The organism is Sphingomonas sp. CFBP 13733, from assembly GCF_014841795.1.
Lineage (GTDB): Bacteria > Pseudomonadota > Alphaproteobacteria > Sphingomonadales > Sphingomonadaceae > Sphingomonas > Sphingomonas aerolata.
The window spans coordinates 179,661-203,319 of sequence record NZ_JACYUP010000004.1; the positions used below are offsets into that span (position 1 = coordinate 179,661).

Genomic DNA, 23,659 nt, shown 5'->3' on the forward strand with positions numbered 1-23,659 from the left:
ATTCTAACCGGCTTGTCTTGGTTCTGCACTAATGACGCGGTCGGTGACCGCTTGCAGTACCCCGACTTTCACCCGCCAGTATCAAGCGAATAGCCCGCCGAGCGCACCGTGCGGATGATATCGGGACGTTCGCCGGTGTTGATCGCTTTCCGCAGCCGCCGGATATGCACGTCGACGGTGCGCGATTCGATGTCCGAATCATGCCCCCACACCGCATCGAGCAGCCGTTCGCGCGAGAAGACCCAGCCGGGATGTTCGAGGAAATGCTTGAGCAGCCGGAACTCGGTCGGCCCGAGTGCGACGACCTCGCCCGAGCGGCGGACCTTGTGGCCGACCGTGTCCATCTCGATGTCGGCATAGCTCAGCGCTTCGCCGGCAAGCGCGGGGCGAACGCGGCGCAGCACCGCGCCGACGCGCGCGACCAGCTCGCGCGGCGAGAAGGGCTTGGTGACGTAATCATCGGCACCGGTCTCGAGCCCGCGGACACGGTCCTCCTCTTCCCCACGCGCGGTCAGCATGATGATCGGCACGTTCTGGGTCTCGGGCGCGCGACGCAGGCGGCGGCACACCTCGATTCCCGACAGGCCTTCGACCATCCAGTCGAGCAGGACGATATCGGGCACCTTCTCACGCGCGAGCAGCAGCGCCTCCTCGCCATCGGGGGTGTGCGCGATCTCGAAATCCTCGCGCTTGAAATGCCAGACCAGCAGTTCGGCGAGCGCCGCGTCGTCCTCGACCAGCAGCATCCTTGCACGGGCCATGTCGATTACTCCTGTATGCCGCCGCGGTCGCGGTCGGCCATCTGGGTGCCGGTCGCGGCAAAATAGACCATCTCGGCGACGTTGGTCGCGTGGTCGCCGATCCGTTCGAGATTCTTCGCGACGAACAGCAGGTGCGCGACCTGGCTGATCGTCTTGGGATTTTCGACCATGTAGGTCACCAGCGTGCGAAAGATGCTGTCGTAGAAATCGTCGAGCGCGGCGTCGCTTTCGACGACGAGCATCGCCGCCTCGAAATCACGCGCGGCAAAGGCGTCGAGCACGTCATGGACCATCTCGCTCGCCATCCGGCCCATGGCGGGCAGGATCGAGATCGGATCGATCCGGTGCTCGCTCTCGATCATCGGCACGCGCTTGGCGATGTTCTTGGCATAATCGCCGATCCGCTCGACGACGCCCGCGATCTTCAGCGCGGCGACGACCTCGCGCAGGTCGATCGCCATCGGTGCGCGCAGCGCGATGATCTGCACCGCCAGCCGCTCAACCTCCGCCTCGATCGCGTCGATCTGCTTGTCCGCCGCGCGGACCTCGCGTGCGAGCGCGACGTCGTTGCGCTGGAGCGCCTTCATCGCATTGGCGATCGCGTCCTCGGCGAGGCCACCCATCTGCGAGATGAGGCCCCGGAGGCGGCCGATCTCGTCGTCGAAGACCTTTACGGTATGCGTGTTCATCGATCCCGTCCCCATCAGCCGTAGCGGCCGGTGATGTAATCCTTGGTGCGTTCCTCGCGCGGGTTGGTGAAGATGGCGGAGGTGTCGCCATATTCGACCAGCGTGCCGAGGTGGAAGAAGGCGGTGCGCTGGCTGACGCGGGCCGCCTGCTGCATGTTGTGCGTGACGATCACGATCGCGTACCGGCCGCGCAGCTCGTGGATCAGCTCCTCGATCTTGGCGGTCGCGATCGGGTCTAGCGCGCTGCACGGCTCGTCCATCAGGATCACCTCGGGATCGACCGCGATCGCGCGCGCGATGCACAGCCGCTGCTGCTGCCCGCCCGACAGCGCGGTGCCGCTGTCGGTCAGGCGATCCTTCACCTCGTCCCAGAGACCCGCACGCCGCAGCGACTTCTCGACGATCTGGTCGAGGTCGCTCTTGGCACCCGCGAGCCCGTGGATGCGCGGGCCGTAGGCGACGTTCTCATAGATCGACTTGGGGAAGGGGTTCGGCTTCTGGAACACCATGCCGACGCGCGCGCGCAGCTGGACGACATCCATGTCGGGCGAATAGATATCGTGCCCGTCGAGCTCGATCTTCCCCTCGACCCGCGCGCTGGCGACTGTGTCGTTCATGCGGTTGAGCGTGCGCAGGAAGGTCGACTTGCCGCAGCCCGACGGGCCGATGAACGCAGTGACATTGTCCATGTCGACGTCGATCGACACATTGTCGATCGCGCGTTTCTGCCCGTAATAGACGCTGACGTCGCGCGCGGTCATCTTGTGGTTGGTCATCACCAGCGGGTCTCGAATTTGTTGCGGAGGTAGATCGCGACGCCGTTCATCGCGAGCAGGAAGACGAGCAGGACGATGATCGCGGCCGAGGTCTTCTCGATGAAGCCGCGGCTGACCTGGTCGGACCACAGGAAGATCTGCACGGGCAGCACGGTTGCAGGGTCGCGCAGCCCCGATGGCGGCGCGGCGATGAACGCGCGCATGCCGATCATCAGCAGCGGTGCGGTTTCGCCGAGTGCGCGCGCCATGCCGATGATCGTGCCGGTCAGGATGCCGGGCAGCGCGAGCGGCAGGACGTGGTGGAACACGACCTGCACCGGCGACGCGCCGATCCCGAGCGCTGCGTCGCGGATCGAGGGCGGCACCGCCTTGATCGCGTTGCGCCCGGCGATCACGATCACCGGCATTGTCATCAGCGCGAGTGTCAGCCCGCCGACCAGCGGCGCCGATCGCGGCATGCCGAAGGTGCCGAGAAACACCGCGAGCCCGAGCAGCCCGAAGATGATCGAGGGCACCGCGGCAAGGTTGTTGATCGAAACCTCGATCAGGTCGGTCCAGCGGTTCTTCGGAGCATATTCCTCGAGATACAGCGCGGACAGCACGCCGATCGGGAAGGCGAGCAGCAATGTGACGATCATCGTCAGCAGCGAGCCCTTGAACGCGCCCCAGATGCCGACCCGCGTCGCGTCGGTCGAATCGGCGGTGGTGAGGAACGTCATGCTCAGCCCGCGCGTCAGCACGCCGCGCGCCTTGAGCCGGGCGACGATGGCCTCCGCTTCGGGCGGGCCATCGCCTTTGGCAGCCATGTCGACCGGGCTGGCGACGGGCACCGCGATCACCGTCTTGCGTGACAGCAGACCGGGATCCGCCTTGAGCGCATCGCGTACCGTCACCCACGCGCCGTCCGACAACAGGCCTTCGCCGTCCTTGCCGAACGCGCGCGTAGCGGCGCTGTCGACCGCACCCTCAAGACCGGCGCTGGCGAGCGCGAGATCGGCGCCGCGGCTTGTCAGCCGCGCGGGTTCGATCGGCAGTGCGGCGGCGGCGAAATCGATCGGCAGCGCGACGCGCGTCTCGACGAACCCGCTCGCGCCCTGCCACAGCATCGACGACAGCAGGAAGGCTAGGAACCCCGCGGAGAGCCAGACCGCGGCCAGCCCGGCGAGGCGGAACCGGCGCTCCGCGGCATAGCGGCGGCGGATGCGGCTCTGCATCGCCTTCGTGGTCCAGTCGGTCGGCACGCGCGCCGTGGCGGGCTTCGCCGAAGCCGTAGCGTCTGGCGTACCGATGAAGGGGGTGACGCTATTCATAGGCTTCGCGGTACCGTTTCACGACCGTCAGCGCGACGATGTTGAGGAGCAGGGTGACGACGAACAGCGTCAGCCCCAGCGCGAAGGCGGCGAGCGTCTTGGCGCTGTCGAACTCGGCCTCGCCGGTCAGCAGATCGACGATCTGCTTGGTCACGGTTGTCGTGCTGGCGAACGGGTTGAGCGTCAGCGTCGCGACGCCGCTCGCGGCCATCACCACGATCATCGTCTCGCCGATCGCGCGGCTGACCGCGAGGAGGACGCCGCCGACGACGCCCGGCAGTGCGGCGGGGAGCAGCACGCGGCGGATCGTCTCGGACGAGGTCGCGCCCATCGCCAGGCTGCCGTCGCGCATCGAAGAGGGGACCGCGGCAATCGAATCATCGGCCATCGACGAGACGAACGGGATGATCATGATCCCCATCACGAGCCCGGCCGCCAGCGCGCTCTCCGACGAGGCCCAGCTGATCCCGATCCACACCGCGAAATCGCGCACCGCAGGCGCCACCGTCAGCGCGGCGAAATAGCCATAGACGACGGTCGGCACGCCCGCGAGCACCTCGAGGATCGGCTTCATCCACTTGCGCGTGGTCGGGGCGGCATATTGCGTGAGGTAGATCGCGCTCATCAGCCCGAACGGGATCGCGACGATCATCGCGATCACCGCGCCGATGAAGAACGTCCCCCAGAACAGCGGCACCGCGCCGAGCGACGCGCCCGGATCGCGCGCGTCGACGACCTGCGGGCTCCAGTGCGTGCCGAACAGGAAGTCGGAGATCGGCACGATCGAGAAGAAGCGCGCGGATTCGTAAAGCAGCGAGGCGACGATGCCGACCGTGGTCAGGATCGCGATCAGCGACGCGCCGAGCAGCAGGATCATCACGATCCGCTCGACCCGCGTCCGCGCGCCAAAGCCCGGCCGCACGCGCAGGAATGCGAACGCGCCGCCGGCAAAGGTGAGCAACAGCGCGAGCGCGGTCGCGATCCAGTCGTAGCGCGACTGCGCGGCGGCATAGACTGGCGACAGGACGCGCGCGAGCTCGTGGAACGCGCCGAAGCTTCGTCCCTCCGCCAGGCTGCGCGCCTCGGACAGGATCGAGGCACGGTCGAAGCCGGGCGGGGGCAGCTGCACCGCGGCTGGGCTGGCCAGCACGGTATCGGTGACGAGCGCGGGCGCGACCATCGACCAGCCGACCAGGAACAGCAGCGGCGGGATCGCGGTCCACAGCGCGACATACCAGCCGTGATGCGCAGGCAGCGAGCTGAACCGCGCGGTGTTGCCGACCCGGAACCGTGCGGCACGCATCCGTGCGCTCAGCCATGCGATCAGGCCGAGCCCGAGAACGAGGAAGAAGAGGGCGAGTGCCGACATCAGGCCGTCTCCGCCGGTTTCAGGGCGGGGATCGTGTTCCAGTAGTGCATCACGACAGCACCGCCGGGTCGAGGATCGTCTCGTTGGCGATGATTGCCGCCGACCGGGCCTGGACCGCGGGTGGCGCGGCGATCAGGCCGCGCTTCACCAGCGGCCCGGTCGCGCTCCAGTTGGCGGCATAGAGTTTCAGGAACGTCCGCAGTCCCGGAATAGCACTCAGATGCGCCTTCTTCACATAGATGTAGAGCGGGCGTGACCCCGGATACCGCGTGTCCGCGATCGTCGCATAGGTCGGCTCGACACCGGAGATCGCGACGCCGTTCACGTCGTTCTTGTTCTCTTCGAGATAGCTGTAGCCGAACACGCCGATCGCATTGGGGTTGGACTGGAGCTTCTGAACGATCAGATTGTCGTTCTCGCCCGCATCGACATACATCCCGTCCTCGCGGACGCGGGTGCACAGCGCCTTGTGCGCATCGGGATCGGACTTGGCGAGCGGCTTGGCGGCGGGATCGCTCGATTCGCAGCCCTTGGTCAGGATCAGCTCGGCGAGCGCGTCGCGCGTGCCGCTGGTCGCGGGCGGGCCATAGACCTGGATCGGCACCGGCGGCAGCGCGGGGTTCACGTCGCGCCATACGCGCGCGGTGTTGGGTCGGCCACCGGGGCTGGCGGCTAGCGCCTTGTACAGGTCGGTCGGGGTGAGCTGCATCTTCGGGCCGTTCTTTGCCTCGGCAAAGGCGATGCCGTCGATCCCGACCTGGATTTCCAGGATCTGGCCGGCGCCGTTGGCGGCGCAGTCCTTATACTCGCTCGCCTTCATCCGCCGCGACGCATCCTCGATATCGGGATGGCCGGCGCCGATGCCGGCGCAGAACAGCTTCATCCCCGCGCCGGTGCCGGTCGATTCGATCACCGGTGCCTTGGCATCGGGATCGTTGGCGACGAGCTGTTCGGCGATCATCGTCGTGAAGGGGTAGACCGTCGACGATCCGACCGCGGTGATCTGATCGCGCGAGCCTGCGCCGCCGCCATTCGCCTGATCGACGCATCCGCCGACCAGCGTTGCGCCCGCCAGTGCCGTGACCGCCAGTCCTGAAATCGCCCCGAAACGCTGCACGTCAATTCCCGTCATGCCTGCCCGATAGCGCGGCTAGACCGGATCCTGTGTGACAGTCGCGTTACCGTTTGATGACACGCGACGAATTGGCGGGGCCGGCACCGGCCGGCGGCAGGATCACCGCGACCGTCGTGCCGACCCCGACCTGGCTCGCGATATCGAGGCGCCCGCGATGCCGCTCGACGATATGCTTGACGATCGCCAGCCCCAGTCCGGTGCCGCCGAGCGACCGGCTGCGCCCGGCATCGGCGCGGTAGAATCGCTCGGTCAGCCGCGGGATGTGCACCGCGGCGATGCCATCGCCCTCGTCGCGTACCGCCAGCCTGACCATGCCGGTCACGTCGCGCGCCAGGGTGATCGTCACCGGCGTTCCCGCGCGGCCATATTTCATCGCGTTGCCGACCAGATTATGCAGCATCTGCGACAGCTGCACGCGGTCGCCCGACACCGGGGGGACGGCGGGCTCGATCGTCGCGACCAGATCGAGGCCGCGGTTGCCCGCACCGTCGGCCAGTTCGGCCCGCACGTCGCCGACCAGAATCGCCAGGTCGATCGGCGTGTCGGGGACGCGGTATTTCTCCGCCTCGATCCGGCTGAGCGAGATCAGGTCCTCGATCAGCCGCAGCATCCGCTTCGCCTCGTCGTCCATCACCTTGAGGAACCGCGCGCGGATCGCCGGATCCTCGCCCGCTTCCTCGCTCAGCGTCTCGATGAAGCCGAGGATCGAGGCGAGCGGCGTGCGCAGTTCGTGGCTCGCATTGGCGACGAAATCGACGCGCATCCGTTCGGCGGCATAATTGCCGGTCTGGTCGATCAGATGGACGATGCGCGGCCCGTCGGACAATTCGCCGACGCGCATTTCCCAGCGCTGGTCGCGGGTGCCAAGGCCGACCAGCTCGATCGGCGGGGTCTCGCCCAGCGCGGCGGGGGACGACAGCGCTTCGGCCGCGGCGGGGTGGCGGATCGCCACGCGCGCATCGTCGCCGATGATGTGTTCGCCGAGCAGCGCACGCGCGGCGCGGTTGGCGAGCACAACGCGGCCGTCGCGGACCAGCAGCACGGGCTCAACGATCAGGTCGAGCGTCTCGTCGAGGATCGCCGGATTGACCGGCGCGGGATCGGCGGCGGCGGGCGGCTCGTCCCCGGTCCCGGCGGCGACCAGTGCGGCGGCGATCCCGCCGACCAGCGCGACCAGCCCCGCCTGGATCGACGTGCCGATCGCGAATACCGCGATTGCGGCACCGCCGGCCACAATGATCGCCCAAAAGGTGCGCAGTCCAAATCCGGTCAACATGCGCGCGTGTCTAGGCCATTCGCTGCCCCGCGCGCCAGCCCGTCCCGCAGCGGCACAGCGCCGGCCCCATCGCCCCCTGCAAAGCCCGGTTGCTTGCGCGAGGTTCATGATTGTGAAAGGGCATGATGCTAGCGGAGACCCGATGAGCGACGACACGCGCCCCGACACCGATCCGATCGAGACGACGCCGTCGCGGCGCCGCGTCCTGACGCTCGGCGCGGTCGGTGCCGCTGCGGTCGTGTCGATCCGTCCGGCGCTGGCGCAGACCGCGGGATCGGTGCTCAATTGCGACATTCCGGTGCCCGATGCTGGCCGCGCGGGCAGCTTCATCGATGCGCAGGGCAAGATCGTGCCATCGGGGACCAAGGGCGCATTTGCGGGCGCCAGTCGGCCGTTCAAGGGCGAGGAGGTCCGGCGCGTGCTCAACAGCGGCGGCCAGCTGCCCGGCACCGACTCCGAACGCAGCCGCGCCTATGTAAATTACATCCGCCGGTTGCAGCGCGGCCAGGGCGGCTTCACCTGCTTCGCCTCGTTGCAGATGCCGCGCGGCTGAGGCCGTGGACGACGCCGCACCGGGGCCGATCTACCGCGCCGACCCGCCGGGCGGGCTGGTCCTTGCGCCGCTCGACGCGTTCACCGCGGTCTATCATCGTCGCTCGGGCATGACCCACCTGCTGACCGAACCCGCGCCGCAGATCCTGGCGATCCTGGGCGACGCCGGGCTGTCGCTCGACGCGCTGCTCGACCGGCTGGCGGAGGACTATGATCTCGCCGACGCCACGGCTTCGGCGCTGGCGGCGCGGCTCGACGAGCTGGTCGCCGCCGGGCTTGTCGCGACGTCGTGAAACACGCCTTCGCGCTGCGCATCGGTCCGATCGGGTTCCGGATCGGATCGGACTGGCGCGCGCCGATCGATCAGCTCCGCAGCCTCTATAGCGACTATCCCGCGCCGCAGGACGGGGTGGCGGATTACACCGTCCGCCTCTTCGCGCGGCGACCCTGGCGGCGGTTGGTCCGCCCGTCGGTCGAGATCGGCGGCGATTACATGCTGCCAGAGGCCGCGCCGCTTCCGCTGCGGCACGGGCTGCTCGCCGCCGAAATGGCGATGAACCTCCAGATGGCGCTCGGCGCACGCCGCCACCTGTTGCTCCATGCCTCTGCGGTCGAACGCGATGGCCGGGCGGTGCTGATGACCGGGGTCTCAGGTGCGGGCAAATCGACGCTGGCGACGCTGCTTGCGGCGCGGGGCTGGCGGTTCATGGGTGATGAATTCGCGCTGCTCGACCCCGCGACAGGTCTGCTCCACGCGTTTCCGCGGCTGATCAGCCTGAAGAATGCGGCGATCCCCGCGGCCGAGGCCGCCTGGCCAGACGCGCGGATGGGGCCGCTGATGGCGGCGACTCCGAAGGGCGATATCCGCCACATGGTCCCCGACGCCCGCGCGATCGCCGCGATGGATCAGCCGGCGACCCCCGCCTTGCTGCTGTTTCCCCGGTACGGCGATGCGGCGGCGGTCCGGCCCGTGCCGCCTGCCGAGGCGTTCGTGCGGATGACGCAGGCCTCGACCAACTATGTCGCGCTCGGCGAGGCCGGATTCACGGCGATGACGCGCCTGATCGCGCAGGTCCCCGCGATCGCGATCGACTATCCCGACGGCGCCAGCGGGGTCGCGCAGGTCGAGGCGTTATGCGCGGCGCTGTGACAGACCTCCCGCATACCGTGGCGGCGGACGCACGCCTGCTCGCCCACGCGCTCGCCGATCCGGGACGCGTCATGGCGCTCGACGCGGAAGGCTGGACCAGCCTGCTGACGATCGCCCGAGCCGAACAGCTGATCGGGACGCTGGCGCTGCGCCTCGACGGACTGCCGCTGCCGCACGCGGTCGAAGCGATCCTCGGCGATGCACGCGCCGCCGCGGAACAGGGTCGCCGCGCGGCGCTGTGGGAGGCGGAGATGGCGCGGCGTGCGCTTGCCCCGCTCGGCTGCCCGGTCGTGCTCCTCAAGGGGACGGCCTATGCCGCGGCGGGACTGATGGCGGGGCAGGGCCGGTCGATCGGCGATCTCGACATCCTCGTCCCGCGGGCGGCGCTCGAGCGGGTCGAGGCGGCGGTGCTCGGCGCGGGGTGGGGGTGGGTGAAGCCCGATCCGTATGACGACGCCTATTACCGGCGCTGGATGCATGAGCTGCCGCCGCTGATCCATCGCGAGCGCGACCGGATGATCGACGTCCACCACACGATCCTGCCGCTCACCGCGCGGGTCACGCCCGATCCCGCGCGGCTGATCGCGGACAGCGTGCCGCTCGGCAACGGCCTGCGCACGCTGTCGCCCAATGGCATGATCGTCCATGCCGCGGCGCATCTGTTCGCGGACGGCGACCTGGCGGGCGGCCTGCGCAACCTGTGGGACATTCGCTGTCTGGTCGAGGAGTTCGGCACCGAGGGGCTTGCAGAGGAGGCGTCGCGGCATGGTCTGCGCCTCCCCGTCTCGCGCGCGCTGCGCCTCGTCGACGGCCTGTTCGCCGGGGGCCGGCTGGCGGCCAGCGACCGCCTCTATGTGCGGCGGCTGACCGCGCGCGACGGCTGGGGGCGGCCGACCCGCCCGGTAACGCGGCTGGCCTTCTACGTCCGGTCGCACGCGCTGAGGATGCCGCCGGCGATGCTCGCGCGCCATTTGTGGACCAAGTGGCGCAAGGCCTGAGCGCCCGCGCGGGGGATCAGTGCAGCGTGCGCAGCCGGGGCGGCCGTGTCCGTCGTACCATCGCGATGATCGCGACGACGACGGCGATCGCGATCGTGTCGGCGATCCAGTCGCGAATGTCGCAGTCGCGGTGCAGCGACGGAATCGACTGTGCCACCTCGACCATCGCGCCGAGGAAGGACAGGCGTTCGAGCACCTTGCGTCCGCGCGCCGCCGGATAGGCGAACGACGCCAGCGCAGCGAGCGTCGCGAAGGCGAGCATGTGCTGGAACTTGTCGCCGAACTGGTCGATCGGCAGATGCGGCGGCTTGGGGAGGAGTGCCATCGTCACGGCGAAGACGATTGCCAGCGCCAGTGCGATCTTGAAGAACCCGGTCAGGTCGCGGTCGCGGCCGTTCACGCTGCGGTGCGCCGGGCGAGGTCGTCGAGCGCGGGGATCAGCGCATCGAATCCGTCGATCACCGCCTCTGCCCCAAGCTCGTCGACCGGCTGCATCAGAAAGCCGAAGCTGCACGCGATCGTCGGCAACCCTGCCGCCTGTCCCGCCTGGATATCGAAGATCGAATCGCCGACGAACGCCGCGCGGGGGGCGGCACTTTGCGCCCCGGCGCGCTTCGCGTCCGCCACCACGGCGCACTGCCGCACCATTTCGTGGATCGGCATCGGCGACGGCTTGCCCTCCGCCATCGTGTCGCCGCCGAGGATGCAGGCGAACCGGTCGGTCAGGCCGAGTTCGTCGAGCACGGTGCGCGCGAATCGTTCGATCTTGTTGGTGACGATCCCGATCGTGACGCCGCGCGCCGCCAGCGCGTCGAGCGCCTCGATCACCCCGGGATAGGGCCGTGTCAGCACACAGATATGCGCCTCGTAATAGGCGAGCAGCGCGGCGTGCAGCCGGTCGAGCATCGCCTCGTCATAGCCGCCGGTCGCGGTCAGCCCTTGTTTCAGCATGTGCCGCGCGCCGCCGCCGATCATCGGCTTGACCTGTTCGACGCTCAGCGCCGGCCGGTCCGCGAGCGCGAGTGCATGATTGACCGCCGCGGTCAGGTCGCCGCTGGTGTCGAGCAGGGTGCCGTCAAGGTCGAACCCGACGATATCGAATGAAAAATGCGTCATCGCCGTGATGCCTGCCAGCGCGGCTATGGAATTGGCAAGGCTTTCGTGGCAGCGGTCCTTCCATGACGACGCATATGCACGACCAGTCCATCGCGGTGATCATCCTGGCGGCCGGCAAGGGCACCCGGATGAAGTCCGACCTGCACAAGGTGCTGCACCCGATCGCGGGGCGGCCGATGCTGCACCATCTGGTCGCGAGCGCGGCGACGCTGCACCCCGCGCGCACCGTCGTGGTGACGGGTGCCGGGCGCGAGCAGGTCGAGCGTGCGGTCGCCCCGCTGGGGATCGCGACGGCGCTCCAGGCCGAACAGCTCGGCACCGGCCACGCCGTGGCGCAGGCGCGCGACGCGCTGGCCGGGTTCGAGGGCGATGTGCTGATCCTCTATGGCGACGTGCCACTCGTCACTGCCGCGACGATGCAGCGGATGATCGACCGGCTGCACGGCGACGATGCGCCCGCCGCGGTGGTGCTCGGCTTCCGCCCCGCCGATCCTGGCGCCTATGGCCGCGTCATCGCCGATGCCGCCGGGCGGATCGATCGGATGGTCGAATATAAGGACGCTTCCGACGCCGAACGCGCCGAGACGCTCTGCAATTCGGGGCTGATGGCGGTCCATTCGCGCGACCTGTTCGCGTTGCTCGCGCGCGTCGGCAACGACAATGCCGCGGGCGAATATTATCTGCCCGACATCGTCATGCTCGCCGCCGCCGACGGCCGGGCCTCGGCGGTGATCGAGACGGGCGAAGGCGAAGTGGCGGGCGTCAACAGCCGCGGCGAGCTCGCCGCGGTCGAGGCCGCCTGGCAGGCGACGCGCCGTGCCGCCGCGATGGCGGACGGCGCGACGCTGATCGCGCCCGACACGGTCTGGTTCGCGCACGACACCTTGCTCGGACGCGATGTGACGATCGAGCCGAACGTCGTGTTCGGCCCCGGCGTTCGCGTCGCGGATGGCGCCGTCATCCATGCCTTCAGCCATGTCGAGGGCGCGGTGATCGGCGAAAAGGCGGATGTCGGCCCGTTCGCGCGCCTGCGGCCCGGCGCGGATCTCGGCGCCGGATCGCGCGTCGGCAATTTCGTCGAGGTGAAGAAGGCGACGATCGGCGTCGGCGCGAAGGTCAATCATCTGAGCTATATCGGCGATGCAGAGATCGGCGCGCGCGCGAACATCGGCGCGGGCACGATCACCTGCAATTACGACGGCTATTTCAAATATCGTACCGTCGTCGGCGAGGACGCGTTCATCGGCTCTAACTCCGCGCTGGTCGCGCCGGTGACCGTCGGCCGCGGCGCGATCGTCGCGGCGGGGTCGGTGCTCACGCGCGATGTCGACGCCGACGCACTCGCGCTCGTCCGTCCGCCCCAGGTCGACAAGCCCGGATGGGCGGCGCGATTCCGCGAAATGATGGTGGCCCGCAAAGCCGCTCGTCGGTGACGCCCCGCGCGACAGATCGCACGCGGTTCCCGACCTGACCAGATCATGCGGAGCGTGTCGCACGCCTCGCTCGACAAGACGAATGGATAGATAGCATGTGTGGCATCGTGGGAATCCTGAGCAATGACGCGGTTGCCGAGCGGTTGCTCGACGGTCTCAAGCGGCTCGAATATCGCGGCTATGATTCGGCCGGCATCGCGACCGATCATGACGGCGCGATCGAGCGCCGGCGCGCATCGGGCAAGCTGGTCAATCTGGCGAACGAGTTGGCCGCGCATCCGCTGCCGGGCAGGACCGGGATCGCGCACACGCGCTGGGCGACGCATGGCGGGCCGACCACCAACAACGCGCATCCGCACGCGACCGGCGAGGTCGCGGTCGTCCACAACGGCATCATCGAGAATTTCAAACCGCTGCGCGACGAGCTGATCGCGCGTGGGCGGACCTTCACCAGCGAGACCGACACCGAAGTCGTCGCGCATCTGATCAGCGAGAAGGTCGAGGCCGGCAGCGATCCGATCTCGGCGGTCCGCGAGATCCTGCCGCGGCTGCACGGTGCGTTCGCGCTCGCGATCCTGTTCCGCCAGCATCCCGACCTGCTGATCGGCGCGCGGCTCGGCTCGCCGCTGGTCGTTGGCCACGGCGATGGCGAGATGTTCCTCGGGTCGGACGCGCTCGCGCTCGCGCCGCTGACTCAGCGTATCGCCTATCTCGACGAGGGCGACTGGGTCGTGCTCACGCGCGACGGCGCGCAGGTCTATGACCGCGACAACACGCCCGTCGAGCGCGCGATCACGCTGTCGGGGATCACCGGCGAGGTGATTTCGAAGGGCAACCACAAGCATTACATGCTCAAGGAGATCTACGAGCAGCCGATCGTCGTCGCGCAGACGCTGCGTTCGTATCTGAAGCGGATGGAGGGCGAGGTCTCGCTGCCAATCCCCGAATTCGACCTGTCGACCATCAAGCGCGTCACGATCGTCGCGTGCGGGACGAGCTTCTATGCGGGCATGGTCGCCAAATACTGGTTCGAGCAGTTTGCGCGCGTCCCCGTCGACCTCGATGTCGCGTCAGAGTTCCGCTACCGCGCGCCGGTGATGGAGGAGGGCGGCCTCGCGCTGTTCATTTCGCAGTCGGGTGAGACCGCGGACACGCTAGCCGCGCTGCGCCATGCCAAGGTCGAAGGGCAAAAGATCGCGGTCGTTGTCAACGTGCCGACCAGCAGCATGGCGCGCGAGGCGGACCTGTTGCTGCCGACGCATGCCGGCCCGGAGATCGGCGTCGCCTCGACCAAGGCGTTCACCTGCCAGCTTGCGGTGCTCGCCGCGCTCGCCGCCAATCTGGCGCGCGCGAAGGGCCTGCTGACTCGCGAGCAGGAGCGCGAGATCGTCCGCCACCTCGCCGAGGCGCCCGCCGCGCTTAACGGCGCGCTGGCGTATGATGAGGCGATCGAGGCGATGGCGCACACCGTCGCGGGCGCGCGCGACGTGCTGTATCTCGGGCGCGGTACGGATTACCCGCTCGCGCTTGAGGGTGCGCTGAAGCTGAAGGAAATCAGCTATATCCACGCCGAGGGCTATGCCGCGGGCGAGATGAAGCACGGGCCGATCGCGCTGATCGACGAGCATGTGCCGGTCATCGTCATCGCACCGTCGGGGCCGTTGTTCGACAAGACCGTCAGCAACATGCAGGAAGTGATGGCGCGCGGCGGCAAGGTCGTGCTGATCAGCGACTATGACGGCATCCAGGCGGCGGGTGAGGGCTGCATGGCGACGATCACCATGCCCAAGGTGCATCCGCTGATCGCGCCGCTTGTCTATGCGGTGCCGGTCCAGCTGCTCGCCTATCACGTCGCCGTGCTCAAGGGCACCGACGTCGATCAGCCGCGCAACCTGGCGAAGTCGGTCACCGTCGAATAAGGGCGCCGCGGCTCAGGCCGCCTCGCGGTGGGGCAATGGCGGCATCTGGTCGTCGCCGTTGAACCGCGCGATCCAGGGCAGGACCTCCTGCGCTTCGAGCGGGCGGGCGAAGACATAGCCCTGTGCCTCGTCGCACGCCATCCGCGTCAGCGTGTCGACGGCGCCGACGGACTCCACGCCCTCGGCCACCACGCGGAAGCCGAGCTTTTTCGACAGCGAGATCATCGTCGCGATCACCGTCCGGCTGCGGGCGTCGTCGGTGTCGAGCGGGTCAACGAACGACTTGTCGATCTTGACCACGCTCGCGGGCAGCGTCTGGAGATAGGCCAGGCTGCTGTGGCCGGTCCCGAAATCGTCGATCGCAACGCGGACCCCGGTCGCCGCCAGCGCCTCGAGCCTGGCGAGCGACTGCGCCGAATTCTCCATCATCGCGCTTTCGGTCACCTCGACTTCGAGCATGTCGGGCGCGACATTGTGCGCGTCGAGCGCTGCGGCGATTGCCGCGACGAGTCCGTCCTCGTCGAGATTGGTCGCCGAGATGTTGATCGACAGAGGCAGCGAGACGCCACACGCCTGCCACGCCGCCAGCTGACGCAGGGCGGTGTCGAGGACGAATGCGGTGGTCGGCTTGGCCAGCGTGGTCCGTTCGACGATCGGGATGAACTCCGCGGGCGATACGTCGCCCAGCGTCGGGTCGTTCCAGCGCAGCAACGCTTCCGCCCCGACGCAGCGACGTGATCCGAGGTCGATCCGCGGCTGATAGACCAGGCGGAGCGACGCGCCGTCCTCCAGCGCTGTGCCGAACGCGCTGAGCAGCACGATATTGCGCCGGTATTCGGAATCGTTCGACGTCGCATAGACGCTGATCAGGCTGTCCTTGGCCTGCGCATCCTGTGCGGCGCTGTGCGCGGCGCGCAGGATTTCCTGCGACCGGATCGCTCCCAGCGTCACGGGGACGATCCCGGCCGCCATCGTCGTCACGAACCGCGCGATCGAGCCCGCGGCACTGACCGCGAGCCCGGCGCTCACCACGTCGAGATAGCCGGGCATGGTCGCACCGGGCGAGGACAGGAAGGCAAACTGGGTCGCGGCCACGTGATAGAGCGTCGTGCGGATCCCAGTTGCTCGCGCAAGGTCCGCGCCGATTCCTTGACCAGCGTTTCGATATAGCCGGCGCCCATCACCCGGATCAGCGCATTCAGCTGGTCGGCGCGCGCGAGGTCGAGCAGCACGACGAAGCGCTGCTCGCCGGGCGTGTCACGCGCGAGATCGTCGAGATCTTCCAGAAACCGGAAGCGGTTGGGTAGCGCGCTGACCGGATCGACCCGCCCGACCGCATGCTGGAGGTCGATCTGCGCCATGACCATCGCCGCAAGGTCGGTCAGCGCGGCAAGCTCCTCGGGCGAGGCGGTTCGGGGTTCGGCGCCCAGCACGCAGAGCGACCCGAGCCCATGGCCCTCCCGCGTGATCAGCGGCGCACCCGCATAGAAACGGATGCCGGACTGCGCGAGCGGGCTGTTGGCATAGAAGCCGTCGGCGGCCAGATCGGGTATCACCAGACCCTGCGTTGTCTCGGCGACCTCCGCGCACGGGGCCTTGGCCCGCGCGATGTGGTCGTGCGTGATTCCGACGCGCGATTTGAACCATTGCCGGTCGGTATCGGTCAGCGAGATTGCGGCGATCGGGAGCCCGAAGATCTGGCCTGCCATCCGGGTGATGCGATCGAAGCTTTCGCTGGCGCTGGTGTCGAGCAGGCGCAATTGGCGCAATGCATCAAGCCGTGCCGCCTCTTCAAACGCCCGCATTTCTCTGCTCCAGTCGCCAGCATTATGCGCAACGAGTCGACTTGCACGATATACTTATGTTGTTAACATGGAGTAAATTACAGCAACTTGACGGATCTGCCCCGCCGGACGAATTGCTGCAGCCAAAGCATTGGTTTGGGGACAGGGATGAGCGAAATACCATTGGTGGCCGGGATCGAACTTGGCGGGACCAAATGCATTTGTATCCTGGCGCGGGGGCCCGATGCGATCGAGGAAATCGTACGAATTCCGACAACTCGCCCCGACGAGACGCTCGCCGCGATCGAAGCCGTGCTCGACCGCTGGAGCGGTTTCGTCGCAATAGGGATCGCAAGCTTTGGCCCGGTCGGGATCGACCGGCGCGGCGGTGATTACGGCCATATCACCTCGACGCCCAAGCCCGGTTGGGCGGGGACCGACGTCGCCGGGCGCCTGCAGCGTCGCTATGCGGTACCGACCGGCTTCCATACCGACGTCGTCGGCGCGGCGCTGGCCGAGGCGCGCTGGGGTGCGGCGCAGGGCCTGGCGGACATCGCCTATGTGACGGTCGGCACCGGGGTCGGGGCGGGGCTGATCGCGGGCCATCGACCGGTCGACGGCCTGATGCATTCGGAACTCGGGCATATCCGGCCGGTCCGAACGCCGGGCGACGACTGGATCGGCAGTTGCCCGTTTCACGGCGCCTGCCTCGAGGGGCTTGTATCGGGGCCGGCGATCGCCGCGCGGCTCGGCCATCCCGCCGATGAGGCCCCCGCCGATCATCCGGTCTGGACGGGCGTCGCGGAGGCGCTTGGCCAGTTATGCCACACGCTCGTGCTCACCGGCATTCCGCGCAGGATCGTCATCGGTGGCGGGGTGATGGGCGCCGGCCATCTGTTTCCGCGGGTCCGTGCCGCGCTGACGCGCAGTCTCGGGGGGTATATCGCATTGCCCGAGCCGACGCTGGTCGATACGTTTGTCGTACCGCCGGCACTCGGCGGCAATGCCGGCCCGCTCGGCGCGATTATCCTTGGTGGCCAAGCGCTTGGTGACTCGGTCGGAGGGTCGGGAAGCTCGGCCTTCATGTCATATTAATTACAGATGCCTACCCACCGGGCCGCGCGATAGGGCCTGGAAAACCGCTTACACGGGCGGGGTCACGTATCGCGAGGAACGGTGTCCGATGCGTATTCTGATTGTCGACGACGAACCCGGAGTTCATGACGACTACGCCCGTGCGATACTCGGGACGGAACCGGCGGCGGCTGACCCGCAGGCTGACGCGTTTTCGATAACCTCCGTCGGGACCGGCATCGACGCGATCGCTGCGGTCGAATCCGCAATCGCCGAGACCGCGCCGTTCGCGGTAGCCTTCCTCGATCTTCAGATGGCGTCGGGGCTCGACGTCTGCGAGACGGCGCGCCGGATCCGTGAACTGGACCCCGACATCAATTTCGTGATCGTCACTGCGCTCGACGGTGCCTCGCTCGCCGGGATCGCCAAGGTGGCCGGGCCGGTCGACAAGGTCTTCCATATTGCCAAGCCGTTCGTCGGCGCCGAGCTGCGCCAGACCGCGCTGGCACTGACGCAGCGCTGGCAGTTCGACCATGACTGCAACGCGGTGCGTGCAGCGCTCGTGCGGCAGGTGGCGCAGCTCGAGGTCCGGGCTGCCGAGCTGGCGGCCAATGAAAGCCGTGCGATCCATCTGGCGACGCACGACTCGCTGACGGACGCGCCCAACCGGCTGGCGTTCCTCCGCGCGCTTGCCGAACGCACCCGCGCGGACGGGTGGTTCGCGACGGTGATGATCGATCTCGACCGGTTCAAGCTGGTCAACGACACGCTGGGGCACCTTGCCGGCGACGCGCTGATCCGCGAGATCTGCGCGATCCTCGGCCGGTCCTCGCCCGAGGGTGCGCTGGTCGCGCGGCTTGGCGGCGACGAATTCGGCGTGTTGTTCAGCACTGCGGACGAGACCAGCGCCTTGCTCGCCTGCGAGCGGATGATCGCGGCCTGTTCGGTCAGCCTCCAGGTCTTTGGCAGTTCCGTTCAGGGCGGCGCCTCGGCCGGGCTGGTCGTGACGCATGGCGGGCAGGGCAGTGACCCGGTCGACGTCATGCGGCGGGCCGACCTCGCGCTCAACGACGCCAAACGAAGCGGCCGGCGCATGGCGCGCGTGTTCGACGAGAGCATGGATGAGGATATCCGCTTTCGCCGGCGCGTCGAAAGCGGGCTCGGCGAAGCGATCGCGAACAACGAGCTCAGCCTGGTGTTCCAGCCGATCGTGTCGCGCGAATCGATCGAGGTGGTCGGGTTCGAGGCGTTGCTGCGCTGGAACACGATGGCTTACGGCCCGATCAGCCCGGGCCTGTTCATGCCGATCGCGGAGGAATCGAACCTCATCCACGATCTGGGCGACTGGGTGCTGCGCAACGCGCTCGCGGTGCTGGTGCAGTGGCCGGGCCAGTATGTCTCGGTCAATTTCAGCCCGCGACAGTTCCGGCGCCACCATTTCGTCGACTATGTCAGCGAGAGCGTCCGCCGCGCCGGGGTCGATCCCAGCCGGTTGCAGATCGAAATCACCGAGACTGCGATCTTCGACGATGCCGAGCGCGCGGCAGAGACGCTGGGCGCGCTGCGCCGCATGGGGTTCCGCATCGCGCTCGACGATTTCGGGACGGGCTATTCGAGCCTGCACAACATCCGCACCTTCGCGCTCGACTGCCTGAAGATCGACCGCAGCTTCATCGAGGGGATGGGCCGCGAGCGCGAAAGCGCGGCGATCGTTCATTCGATCATCAGTCTGGGCCGCGCGCTCGGCATCGGGGTCATCGCCGAAGGGGTTGAGACCGAGGCGCAGGTCCAGGCCTTGCGCCTGGCGGGGGCCAGCCATCTACAGGGCTTCTTCTTCTCGCACCCGGTACCTGCTGCGATCGCCCGGACCATGGCGGAAGCACGCGGTCTGGGCGGGGATCCCGCCGCTGCGCCCCGCGTCATGGCACCGTCGCAGGGCGTCTGACCCCACACCCGCGAATCGAGCGGTGGGTTAGAGTAGGACGGGCTGCGCGTCGTCCGGCTCGTCGCCGACCAGCCCCGACAGGGTGAGGCCGAGCAGGCGGACGCCCTGCGGTACCGGAAGCTGTGCCATCAGCAGGTCCAGTCCGGCGGCGACGAACGCAGCCTTGTCGACCACCGCGGCGCTCGACGAGCGGGCGCGCGTGATCGTCCGGAAATCGGCATGGCGCAGTTTGAGGGTGACCGTCCGCCCGCGCGTGTCGTGCCGTTCGATCCGCACCCACGCCGCATCGGCGACGCGGTGCAACGCCTCGCGCAGCGCCGCCGGATCGCTTAAATTGGTCTCGAATGTCCGCTCCGCACCGACCGACTTGGCGGCACGGTTGACGCGCACCGGGCGGTGATCGATCCCGCGCGCCGCCCCGTAGAGATAGTCCGCATAGCTGCCGAAATGCGCCTGGAGGAACGCCAGCGGGCGTTCGAGCAGATCCGCGCCGGTCAGGATGCCGAGCTGTTCCATGCGCTTGGCGGTGACCGGGCCGACGCCGTGGAACCGCTTGACCGGCAATGACGCGACGAACGCGGCCCCGCGTTTCGGCGTGATGACGCAGATCCCGTCGGGCTTGTTCTGGTCCGACGCCAGCTTGGCGATGAACTTGTTGTAGCTGACCCCGGCGGAGGCGGTCAGCCCGGTATCGGCCTTGATCCGCGCGCGGATCTCCTCGGCGATCGCCTGCGCCGATCCGACCCCGCGGATATCGGCGGTGACGTCTAGATACGCCTCGTCGAGCGACAGCGGTTCGACGAGCGGGGTGAAGTACGCGAAGATCGCGCGGATCTGGTCGGACACCGCCCGGTACACGTCGAAGCGCGGCGGCACGAAGACGAGGTCGGGGCAGCGCCTGAGCGCGGTGACCGACGGCATCGCGCTGTGCACCCCGAAGGTCCGCGCCTCATAGCTCGCGGCAGCGACCACCCCGCGCGCGCGCGAACCACCCACTGCGACCGGCCGCCCCTTCAATGTCGGGTCGTCGCGCTGTTCGACCGAGGCATAGAAGGCGTCCATGTCGACATGGATGATCTTGCGCTGCACCGGCGGCGGGGTAGGAGAAGCGGCCATCTGCACCGCAGATAGGTTCTGACGATGCGCGGAAACAGAGCGTCGTTACGGCGTTGAACGAATTCGGCCGGGCGCAAGCGGCGACGACAAGGGGACCTGGACGTGCGGATCGGAACCGAATGCTGGCGTATCGAACGCGCGGACCAGATGTCCGTGATCGTCGATGCGGAGGAATATTTCCGCCAGGCGCGCGTCGCCATGCTCAATGCCAAGCGGCGGATCATGCTGATCGGCTGGGATTTCGATGCGCGGATCCAGCTGGAACCCGGGGTCGACCGCCCCGGCGAACCGCCGACACTCGGCGCCTTCATCCTGTGGCTGGTCGAACGCCAGCCCGAACTCGAGATCTTCCTGCTCCGCTGGGACACGGGTGCGATCAAGTCGCTGTTCCGCGGCTCGACCCTGTTCACGATGATGAAGTGGATGCGGCATCCGCGCATTCACACCAAGCTCGACGGGCATCATCCGACCGCGGGGTCGCATCATCAGAAGATCGTCATCATCGACGACTGCCTCGCCTTTTGCGGCGGGATCGACATGACCGGGGACCGGTGGGACACACGCGAACATCGCCATGACGATGCGCGGCGGCGGCGTCCCTCGGGTCGTCCTTACAAGCCGTGGCACGACGCGATCAGCGCGGTCGCAGGCCCCGTCGCAACTGCACTGGGCCAGCTGTTCCGCGACCGCTGGGTGCTGGCAGGCGGCGTGCCGATCGCCGAGGCGAGCCCTGGTGCGGCGTGCTGGCCCGACGAGCTCGGCGTGCATTTCCGCGATGTCGACGTCGCGATCGCGCGGACCGAACCCGAAATGGACGATCAGGTCCCGGTGCACGAGAGCGAGGCGCTGTTCCTCGCGCAGATCGCCGGCGCCAAACGGCATCTCTATATCGAGAGCCAGTATTTCGCGTCGCGCAAGATCGCCGAGGCGGTCGCACGCCGTCTCGACGAGGCGGACGGGCCCGAGATCGTGATCATCAACCCGGTGACTGCGCAAGGCTGGCTCGAGCCGATCGCGATGGACACCGCGCGCGCGCGCCTCATGACCGCGCTGGCGCACCGCGACGTCCACAAGCGGCTGCGCATGTATCATCCCTACACCAGCGGCGGGGAGGCGATCTATTGCCATGCCAAGATCCTGATCGCGGACGATCAGATCTTCCGGCTCGGGTCGTCGAACATGAACAACCGTTCGCTGCGGCTCGACACCGAATGCGACCTCGCGATCCGCGCGCATGACGAGGTGACGAGCACGGGCATCACCGCGATCCGCAACGACCTGATCGCCGAACATCTTGCGGTCGATGTCGAGGTGGTGACCACGATGATCGCCGAGACCGGGTCACTGATCGAGACGATCGAGCGGCTGCGCGGGCAGGGCAAGTCGCTGCGTGCCTATGAGGCGCCCGATCTGACCGCGGTCGAGGAGTGGCTGGCGGACAATGAGGTGCTCGATCCCGAGGGGCCCGAGGAGATGTTCGAGAGCTTCGCGAAGCGCGGCCTGTTCCGCCGCCTCCGCCACCGCCGCCCGAAGAAGAAGTGAGCGATCCTCCCCCGCCAGGGGGAGGATCAGGTTAGAACAGCCCTTCGATCAGCCCATCCGCATCGAGCCGGATCGCCTCGGCCGCCGGGACGCGCGGGAGGCCCGGCATCGTCATGATCTCGCCGCAGATCGCGACGACGAAGCCCGCGCCCGCCGCCAGCCGAACCTCTCGCACCGGCACGATATGCCCGGTCGGCGCGCCGAGCAGCGCGGGGTCGCTCGAAAAGCTGTACTGCGTCTTGGCGAGGCACACCGGCAGGTGGCCATAGCCCGCATCCTCCCAGCGCTTGAGCTGCGCGAGCACGCTGGGCTCGGCGACCGCATGCTCGGCGCGGTAGATGCGCCGGGCAACCGTGTCGATCTTGTCGAACAGCGACAGCTCGTCGCCATAAAGCGGCGCGAAATTCGCGGCATGCGTGTCGCACAGCTCAGCGACTGCGTCGGCGAGCTTGGTTGCCCCCGCGCCGCCCTCGGCCCAGTGGCGGCACAGAATCGCGCGGGCGCCGTGCGCGCTCGCCGCCTCGTGCACGACCGCGATCTCGGCCTCGCTGTCGGTGTGGAAATGGTTGATCGCGATGACCGCGGGAACGCCGAACTGGCGGATATTCTCGATATGGCGGACGAGATTGACCGCACCGCGGCGGACCGCCTCGACGTCCTCCGCGCCCAGATCGGCCTTGGCGACGCCGCCGTTCATCTTGAGCGCGCGGACGGTCGCGACGATCACCACCGCATCGGGGGACAGCCCCGCCTGGCGGCATTTGATGTCGAAGAACTTCTCCGCGCCCAGATCCGCGCCGAAGCCCGCCTCGGTCACGACATAGTCGCCCAGCGCCAGCGCCGCGCGCGTTGCGATCACCGAATTGCAGCCATGCGCGATATTGGCGAACGGCCCGCCGTGCAGGAAGGCAGGGTTGCCCTCGAGCGTCTGGACGAGGTTCGGCTTGATCGCCTCCGCCAGCAGGACCGCCATCGCGCCGTCGGCCTTCAGGTCGCGCGCGGTGACGGGGGTGCGGTCGCGCGTATAGGCGACGACGATGTCACCCAGCCGCCGCTCCATGTCCGCGAGATTCTCGCTGAGGCACAGGATCGCCATGACCTCGGACGCGACGGTGATGTCGAACCCCGATTCGCGCGGATAGCCATTGGCGACCCCGCCGATCGACTGGACGATGTCGCGCAGCGCACGGTCGTTCATGTCGAGCACGCGGCGCCACACCACGCGCCGCACGTCGATCTGCAGCGCGTTGCCCCAATGGATATGATTGTCGATCATTGCCGCGAGCAAATTGTGCGCCGCGGTGATCGCGTGGAAATCGCCGGTGAAGTGGAGGTTGATGTCCTCCATCGGCGTGACCTGTGCCCGCCCGCCGCCGGTCGCGCCGCCTTTGGTGCCGAAGCACGGCCCGAGCGACGGTTCGCGCAGCGCCAGCACCGTCTTGCGCCCCGTCAGGTTCAGCGCGTCGGCGAGCCCGACCGAAGTCGTCGTCTTGCCCTCGCCCGCGGGCGTCGGGTTGATCGCGGTGACGAGCACCAGCCGGCCGCGTTGCGCCCCCTCGCGGCGGCCATGCGCTTCGAGCCAGTCGAGGGCGATCTTGGCCTTGAACCGGCCGTAAGGCTCGACCGCGTCGTCGGGGATGCCGAGCGCGTCGGCGACCCGCGCGATGGGGCGCAGCGCGACGCTGCGGGCGATGGCAATGTCGGTTGTCATGAG

Annotated in this window: 22 protein-coding genes; 9 read left to right on the forward strand and 13 right to left on the reverse strand. The window is 68.2% G+C overall.

What is annotated here, in order from left to right; genetic code table 11:
- Positions 1 to 68: 68 nt before the first annotated feature.
- The 7 genes from phoB to IFT71_RS13440 all read right to left on the reverse strand — a co-directional run bounded on the left by phoB (position 69) and on the right by IFT71_RS13440 (position 7,316).
- Positions 69 to 761, reverse strand: coding sequence for a phosphate regulon transcriptional regulator PhoB (gene phoB / locus IFT71_RS13410; RefSeq protein ID WP_031395853.1), 693 nt, complete (start codon positions 759 to 761; stop codon positions 69 to 71).
- A gap of 5 nt (positions 762 to 766) precedes the next feature.
- The gene (phoU, locus tag IFT71_RS13415) at positions 767 to 1,450 is read right to left on the reverse strand and encodes a phosphate signaling complex protein PhoU (RefSeq protein ID WP_031395854.1); all 684 of its coding nucleotides are present in this window, start codon (positions 1,448 to 1,450) and stop codon (positions 767 to 769) included.
- Positions 1,451 to 1,464: 14 nt separating this feature from the next.
- Positions 1,465 to 2,226 carry a phosphate ABC transporter ATP-binding protein PstB gene (gene pstB / locus IFT71_RS13420; RefSeq protein ID WP_031395855.1) on the reverse strand — a complete coding sequence of 254 codons (762 nt, stop codon included), beginning with the start codon at positions 2,224 to 2,226 and terminating at the stop codon, positions 1,465 to 1,467.
- The gene (gene pstA / locus IFT71_RS13425) at positions 2,226 to 3,440 is read right to left on the reverse strand and encodes a phosphate ABC transporter permease PstA (protein ID WP_192142029.1); all 1,215 of its coding nucleotides are present in this window, start codon (positions 3,438 to 3,440) and stop codon (positions 2,226 to 2,228) included. The genes pstB and pstA overlap by 1 nt, the downstream gene beginning before the upstream one ends.
- Positions 3,441 to 3,528: 88 nt before the next feature.
- The gene (gene pstC / locus IFT71_RS13430; RefSeq protein ID WP_056406037.1) at positions 3,529 to 4,905 is read right to left on the reverse strand and encodes a phosphate ABC transporter permease subunit PstC; all 1,377 of its coding nucleotides are present in this window, start codon (positions 4,903 to 4,905) and stop codon (positions 3,529 to 3,531) included.
- A gap of 49 nt (positions 4,906 to 4,954) precedes the next feature.
- Complete coding sequence (locus IFT71_RS13435; RefSeq protein ID WP_342212659.1) at positions 4,955 to 6,022, reverse strand: substrate-binding domain-containing protein; 1,068 nt, start codon at positions 6,020 to 6,022, stop codon at positions 4,955 to 4,957.
- Between the two features lie 61 nt (positions 6,023 to 6,083).
- On the reverse strand, positions 6,084 to 7,316 hold the full coding sequence (locus tag IFT71_RS13440) for a sensor histidine kinase (protein WP_192141489.1): 1,233 nt from the start codon (positions 7,314 to 7,316) through the stop codon (positions 6,084 to 6,086).
- A gap of 142 nt (positions 7,317 to 7,458) precedes the next feature.
- On the opposite strand from IFT71_RS13440, the gene IFT71_RS13445 reads away from it, so the two are divergent.
- The 4 genes from IFT71_RS13445 to IFT71_RS13460 all read left to right on the forward strand — a co-directional run bounded on the left by IFT71_RS13445 (position 7,459) and on the right by IFT71_RS13460 (position 10,016).
- The gene (locus tag IFT71_RS13445) at positions 7,459 to 7,869 is read left to right on the forward strand and encodes a hypothetical protein (RefSeq protein ID WP_031441639.1); all 411 of its coding nucleotides are present in this window, start codon (positions 7,459 to 7,461) and stop codon (positions 7,867 to 7,869) included.
- A 4-nt stretch (positions 7,870 to 7,873) separates the two neighbouring features.
- Positions 7,874 to 8,161: an HPr-rel-A system PqqD family peptide chaperone gene (locus tag IFT71_RS13450; RefSeq protein WP_342212660.1), complete on the forward strand. Its 288-nt coding sequence runs from the start codon at positions 7,874 to 7,876 to the stop codon at positions 8,159 to 8,161.
- Positions 8,158 to 9,018, forward strand: a complete 861-nt coding sequence (locus IFT71_RS13455) for an HprK-related kinase A (RefSeq protein WP_192141491.1) — start codon at positions 8,158 to 8,160, stop codon at positions 9,016 to 9,018. The genes IFT71_RS13450 and IFT71_RS13455 overlap by 4 nt, the downstream gene beginning before the upstream one ends.
- A gap of 71 nt (positions 9,019 to 9,089) precedes the next feature.
- Complete coding sequence (locus IFT71_RS13460; protein WP_244654973.1) at positions 9,090 to 10,016, forward strand: nucleotidyltransferase domain-containing protein; 927 nt, start codon at positions 9,090 to 9,092, stop codon at positions 10,014 to 10,016.
- Between the two features lie 16 nt (positions 10,017 to 10,032).
- On the opposite strand, the gene IFT71_RS13465 is transcribed toward IFT71_RS13460, so the two are convergent.
- Both IFT71_RS13465 and IFT71_RS13470 read right to left on the reverse strand, forming a co-directional pair.
- A complete protein-coding gene (locus tag IFT71_RS13465) occupies positions 10,033 to 10,416 on the reverse strand; it encodes a hypothetical protein (RefSeq protein WP_236559065.1) in 384 nt (127 codons plus the stop codon).
- Positions 10,413 to 11,132 (reverse strand): HAD hydrolase-like protein, encoded by a 720-nt coding sequence (locus IFT71_RS13470; protein ID WP_192141495.1) that lies wholly within the window; start codon positions 11,130 to 11,132, stop codon positions 10,413 to 10,415. The genes IFT71_RS13465 and IFT71_RS13470 overlap by 4 nt, the downstream gene beginning before the upstream one ends.
- 62 nt (positions 11,133 to 11,194) lie before the next feature.
- Here IFT71_RS13470 and glmU point away from each other — a divergent pair, with 62 nt between their 5' ends.
- Entirely contained in the window at positions 11,195 to 12,565 is a 1,371-nt protein-coding gene (gene glmU, locus IFT71_RS13475) for a bifunctional UDP-N-acetylglucosamine diphosphorylase/glucosamine-1-phosphate N-acetyltransferase GlmU (RefSeq protein WP_244654930.1), read from the forward strand.
- Positions 12,566 to 12,660: 95 nt separating this feature from the next.
- Complete coding sequence (glmS, locus tag IFT71_RS13480; RefSeq protein ID WP_192141497.1) at positions 12,661 to 14,484, forward strand: glutamine--fructose-6-phosphate transaminase (isomerizing); 1,824 nt, start codon at positions 12,661 to 12,663, stop codon at positions 14,482 to 14,484.
- A gap of 12 nt (positions 14,485 to 14,496) precedes the next feature.
- Here glmS and IFT71_RS21510 read toward each other — a convergent pair whose 3' ends face one another.
- Both IFT71_RS21510 and IFT71_RS21515 read right to left on the reverse strand, forming a co-directional pair.
- Positions 14,497 to 15,579: an EAL domain-containing protein gene (locus IFT71_RS21510; RefSeq protein ID WP_342212661.1), complete on the reverse strand. Its 1,083-nt coding sequence runs from the start codon at positions 15,577 to 15,579 to the stop codon at positions 14,497 to 14,499.
- A complete protein-coding gene (locus IFT71_RS21515; RefSeq protein WP_244654931.1) occupies positions 15,510 to 16,289 on the reverse strand; it encodes a GAF domain-containing protein in 780 nt (259 codons plus the stop codon). Before IFT71_RS21515 ends, IFT71_RS21510 begins: the two co-directional genes overlap by 70 nt.
- A gap of 147 nt (positions 16,290 to 16,436) precedes the next feature.
- Here IFT71_RS21515 and IFT71_RS13490 point away from each other — a divergent pair, with 147 nt between their 5' ends.
- Positions 16,437 to 17,363 (forward strand): ROK family protein, encoded by a 927-nt coding sequence (locus IFT71_RS13490; protein ID WP_166746162.1) that lies wholly within the window; start codon positions 16,437 to 16,439, stop codon positions 17,361 to 17,363.
- 88 nt (positions 17,364 to 17,451) lie between these two features.
- On the forward strand, positions 17,452 to 19,287 hold the full coding sequence (locus IFT71_RS13495; RefSeq protein WP_192141499.1) for a putative bifunctional diguanylate cyclase/phosphodiesterase: 1,836 nt from the start codon (positions 17,452 to 17,454) through the stop codon (positions 19,285 to 19,287).
- Positions 19,288 to 19,314: 27 nt separating this feature from the next.
- Here IFT71_RS13495 and dinB read toward each other — a convergent pair whose 3' ends face one another.
- Positions 19,315 to 20,403, reverse strand: coding sequence for a DNA polymerase IV (gene dinB, locus IFT71_RS13500; RefSeq protein ID WP_166746160.1), 1,089 nt, complete (start codon positions 20,401 to 20,403; stop codon positions 19,315 to 19,317).
- Between the two features lie 147 nt (positions 20,404 to 20,550).
- Here dinB and IFT71_RS13505 point away from each other — a divergent pair, with 147 nt between their 5' ends.
- On the forward strand, positions 20,551 to 21,945 hold the full coding sequence (locus IFT71_RS13505) for a phospholipase D-like domain-containing protein (RefSeq protein ID WP_192142035.1): 1,395 nt from the start codon (positions 20,551 to 20,553) through the stop codon (positions 21,943 to 21,945).
- A gap of 31 nt (positions 21,946 to 21,976) precedes the next feature.
- On the opposite strand, the gene IFT71_RS13510 is transcribed toward IFT71_RS13505, so the two are convergent.
- Complete coding sequence (locus IFT71_RS13510) at positions 21,977 to 23,656, reverse strand: formate--tetrahydrofolate ligase (RefSeq protein WP_192141502.1); 1,680 nt, start codon at positions 23,654 to 23,656, stop codon at positions 21,977 to 21,979.
- Positions 23,657 to 23,659 lie beyond the last annotated feature (3 nt).

Coding starts and splice junctions, on each gene's coding strand:
- phoB (WP_031395853.1), bottom strand. CDS start 761: ATGGCCCGTGCAAGGATGCTGCTGGTCGAGGACGACGCGGCGCTCGCC.
- phoU (WP_031395854.1), bottom strand. CDS start 1,450: ATGAACACGCATACCGTAAAGGTCTTCGACGACGAGATCGGCCGCCTC.
- pstB (WP_031395855.1), bottom strand. CDS start 2,226: ATGACCAACCACAAGATGACCGCGCGCGACGTCAGCGTCTATTACGGG.
- pstA (WP_192142029.1), bottom strand. CDS start 3,440: ATGCAGAGCCGCATCCGCCGCCGCTATGCCGCGGAGCGCCGGTTCCGC.
- pstC (WP_056406037.1), bottom strand. CDS start 4,905: ATGTCGGCACTCGCCCTCTTCTTCCTCGTTCTCGGGCTCGGCCTGATC.
- IFT71_RS13440 (WP_192141489.1), bottom strand. CDS start 7,316: ATGTTGACCGGATTTGGACTGCGCACCTTTTGGGCGATCATTGTGGCC.
- IFT71_RS13445 (WP_031441639.1), top strand. CDS start 7,459: ATGAGCGACGACACGCGCCCCGACACCGATCCGATCGAGACGACGCCG.
- IFT71_RS13460 (WP_244654973.1), top strand. CDS start 9,090: ATGGCGCTCGACGCGGAAGGCTGGACCAGCCTGCTGACGATCGCCCGA.
- IFT71_RS13470 (WP_192141495.1), bottom strand. CDS start 11,132: ATGACGCATTTTTCATTCGATATCGTCGGGTTCGACCTTGACGGCACC.
- glmU (WP_244654930.1), top strand. CDS start 11,195: ATGACGACGCATATGCACGACCAGTCCATCGCGGTGATCATCCTGGCG.
- glmS (WP_192141497.1), top strand. CDS start 12,661: ATGTGTGGCATCGTGGGAATCCTGAGCAATGACGCGGTTGCCGAGCGG.
- IFT71_RS21515 (WP_244654931.1), bottom strand. CDS start 16,289: ATGCGGGCGTTTGAAGAGGCGGCACGGCTTGATGCATTGCGCCAATTG.
- IFT71_RS13490 (WP_166746162.1), top strand. CDS start 16,437: ATGAGCGAAATACCATTGGTGGCCGGGATCGAACTTGGCGGGACCAAA.
- IFT71_RS13495 (WP_192141499.1), top strand. CDS start 17,452: ATGCGTATTCTGATTGTCGACGACGAACCCGGAGTTCATGACGACTAC.
- dinB (WP_166746160.1), bottom strand. CDS start 20,403: ATGGCCGCTTCTCCTACCCCGCCGCCGGTGCAGCGCAAGATCATCCAT.
- IFT71_RS13505 (WP_192142035.1), top strand. CDS start 20,551: ATGTCCGTGATCGTCGATGCGGAGGAATATTTCCGCCAGGCGCGCGTC.
- IFT71_RS13510 (WP_192141502.1), bottom strand. CDS start 23,656: ATGACAACCGACATTGCCATCGCCCGCAGCGTCGCGCTGCGCCCCATC.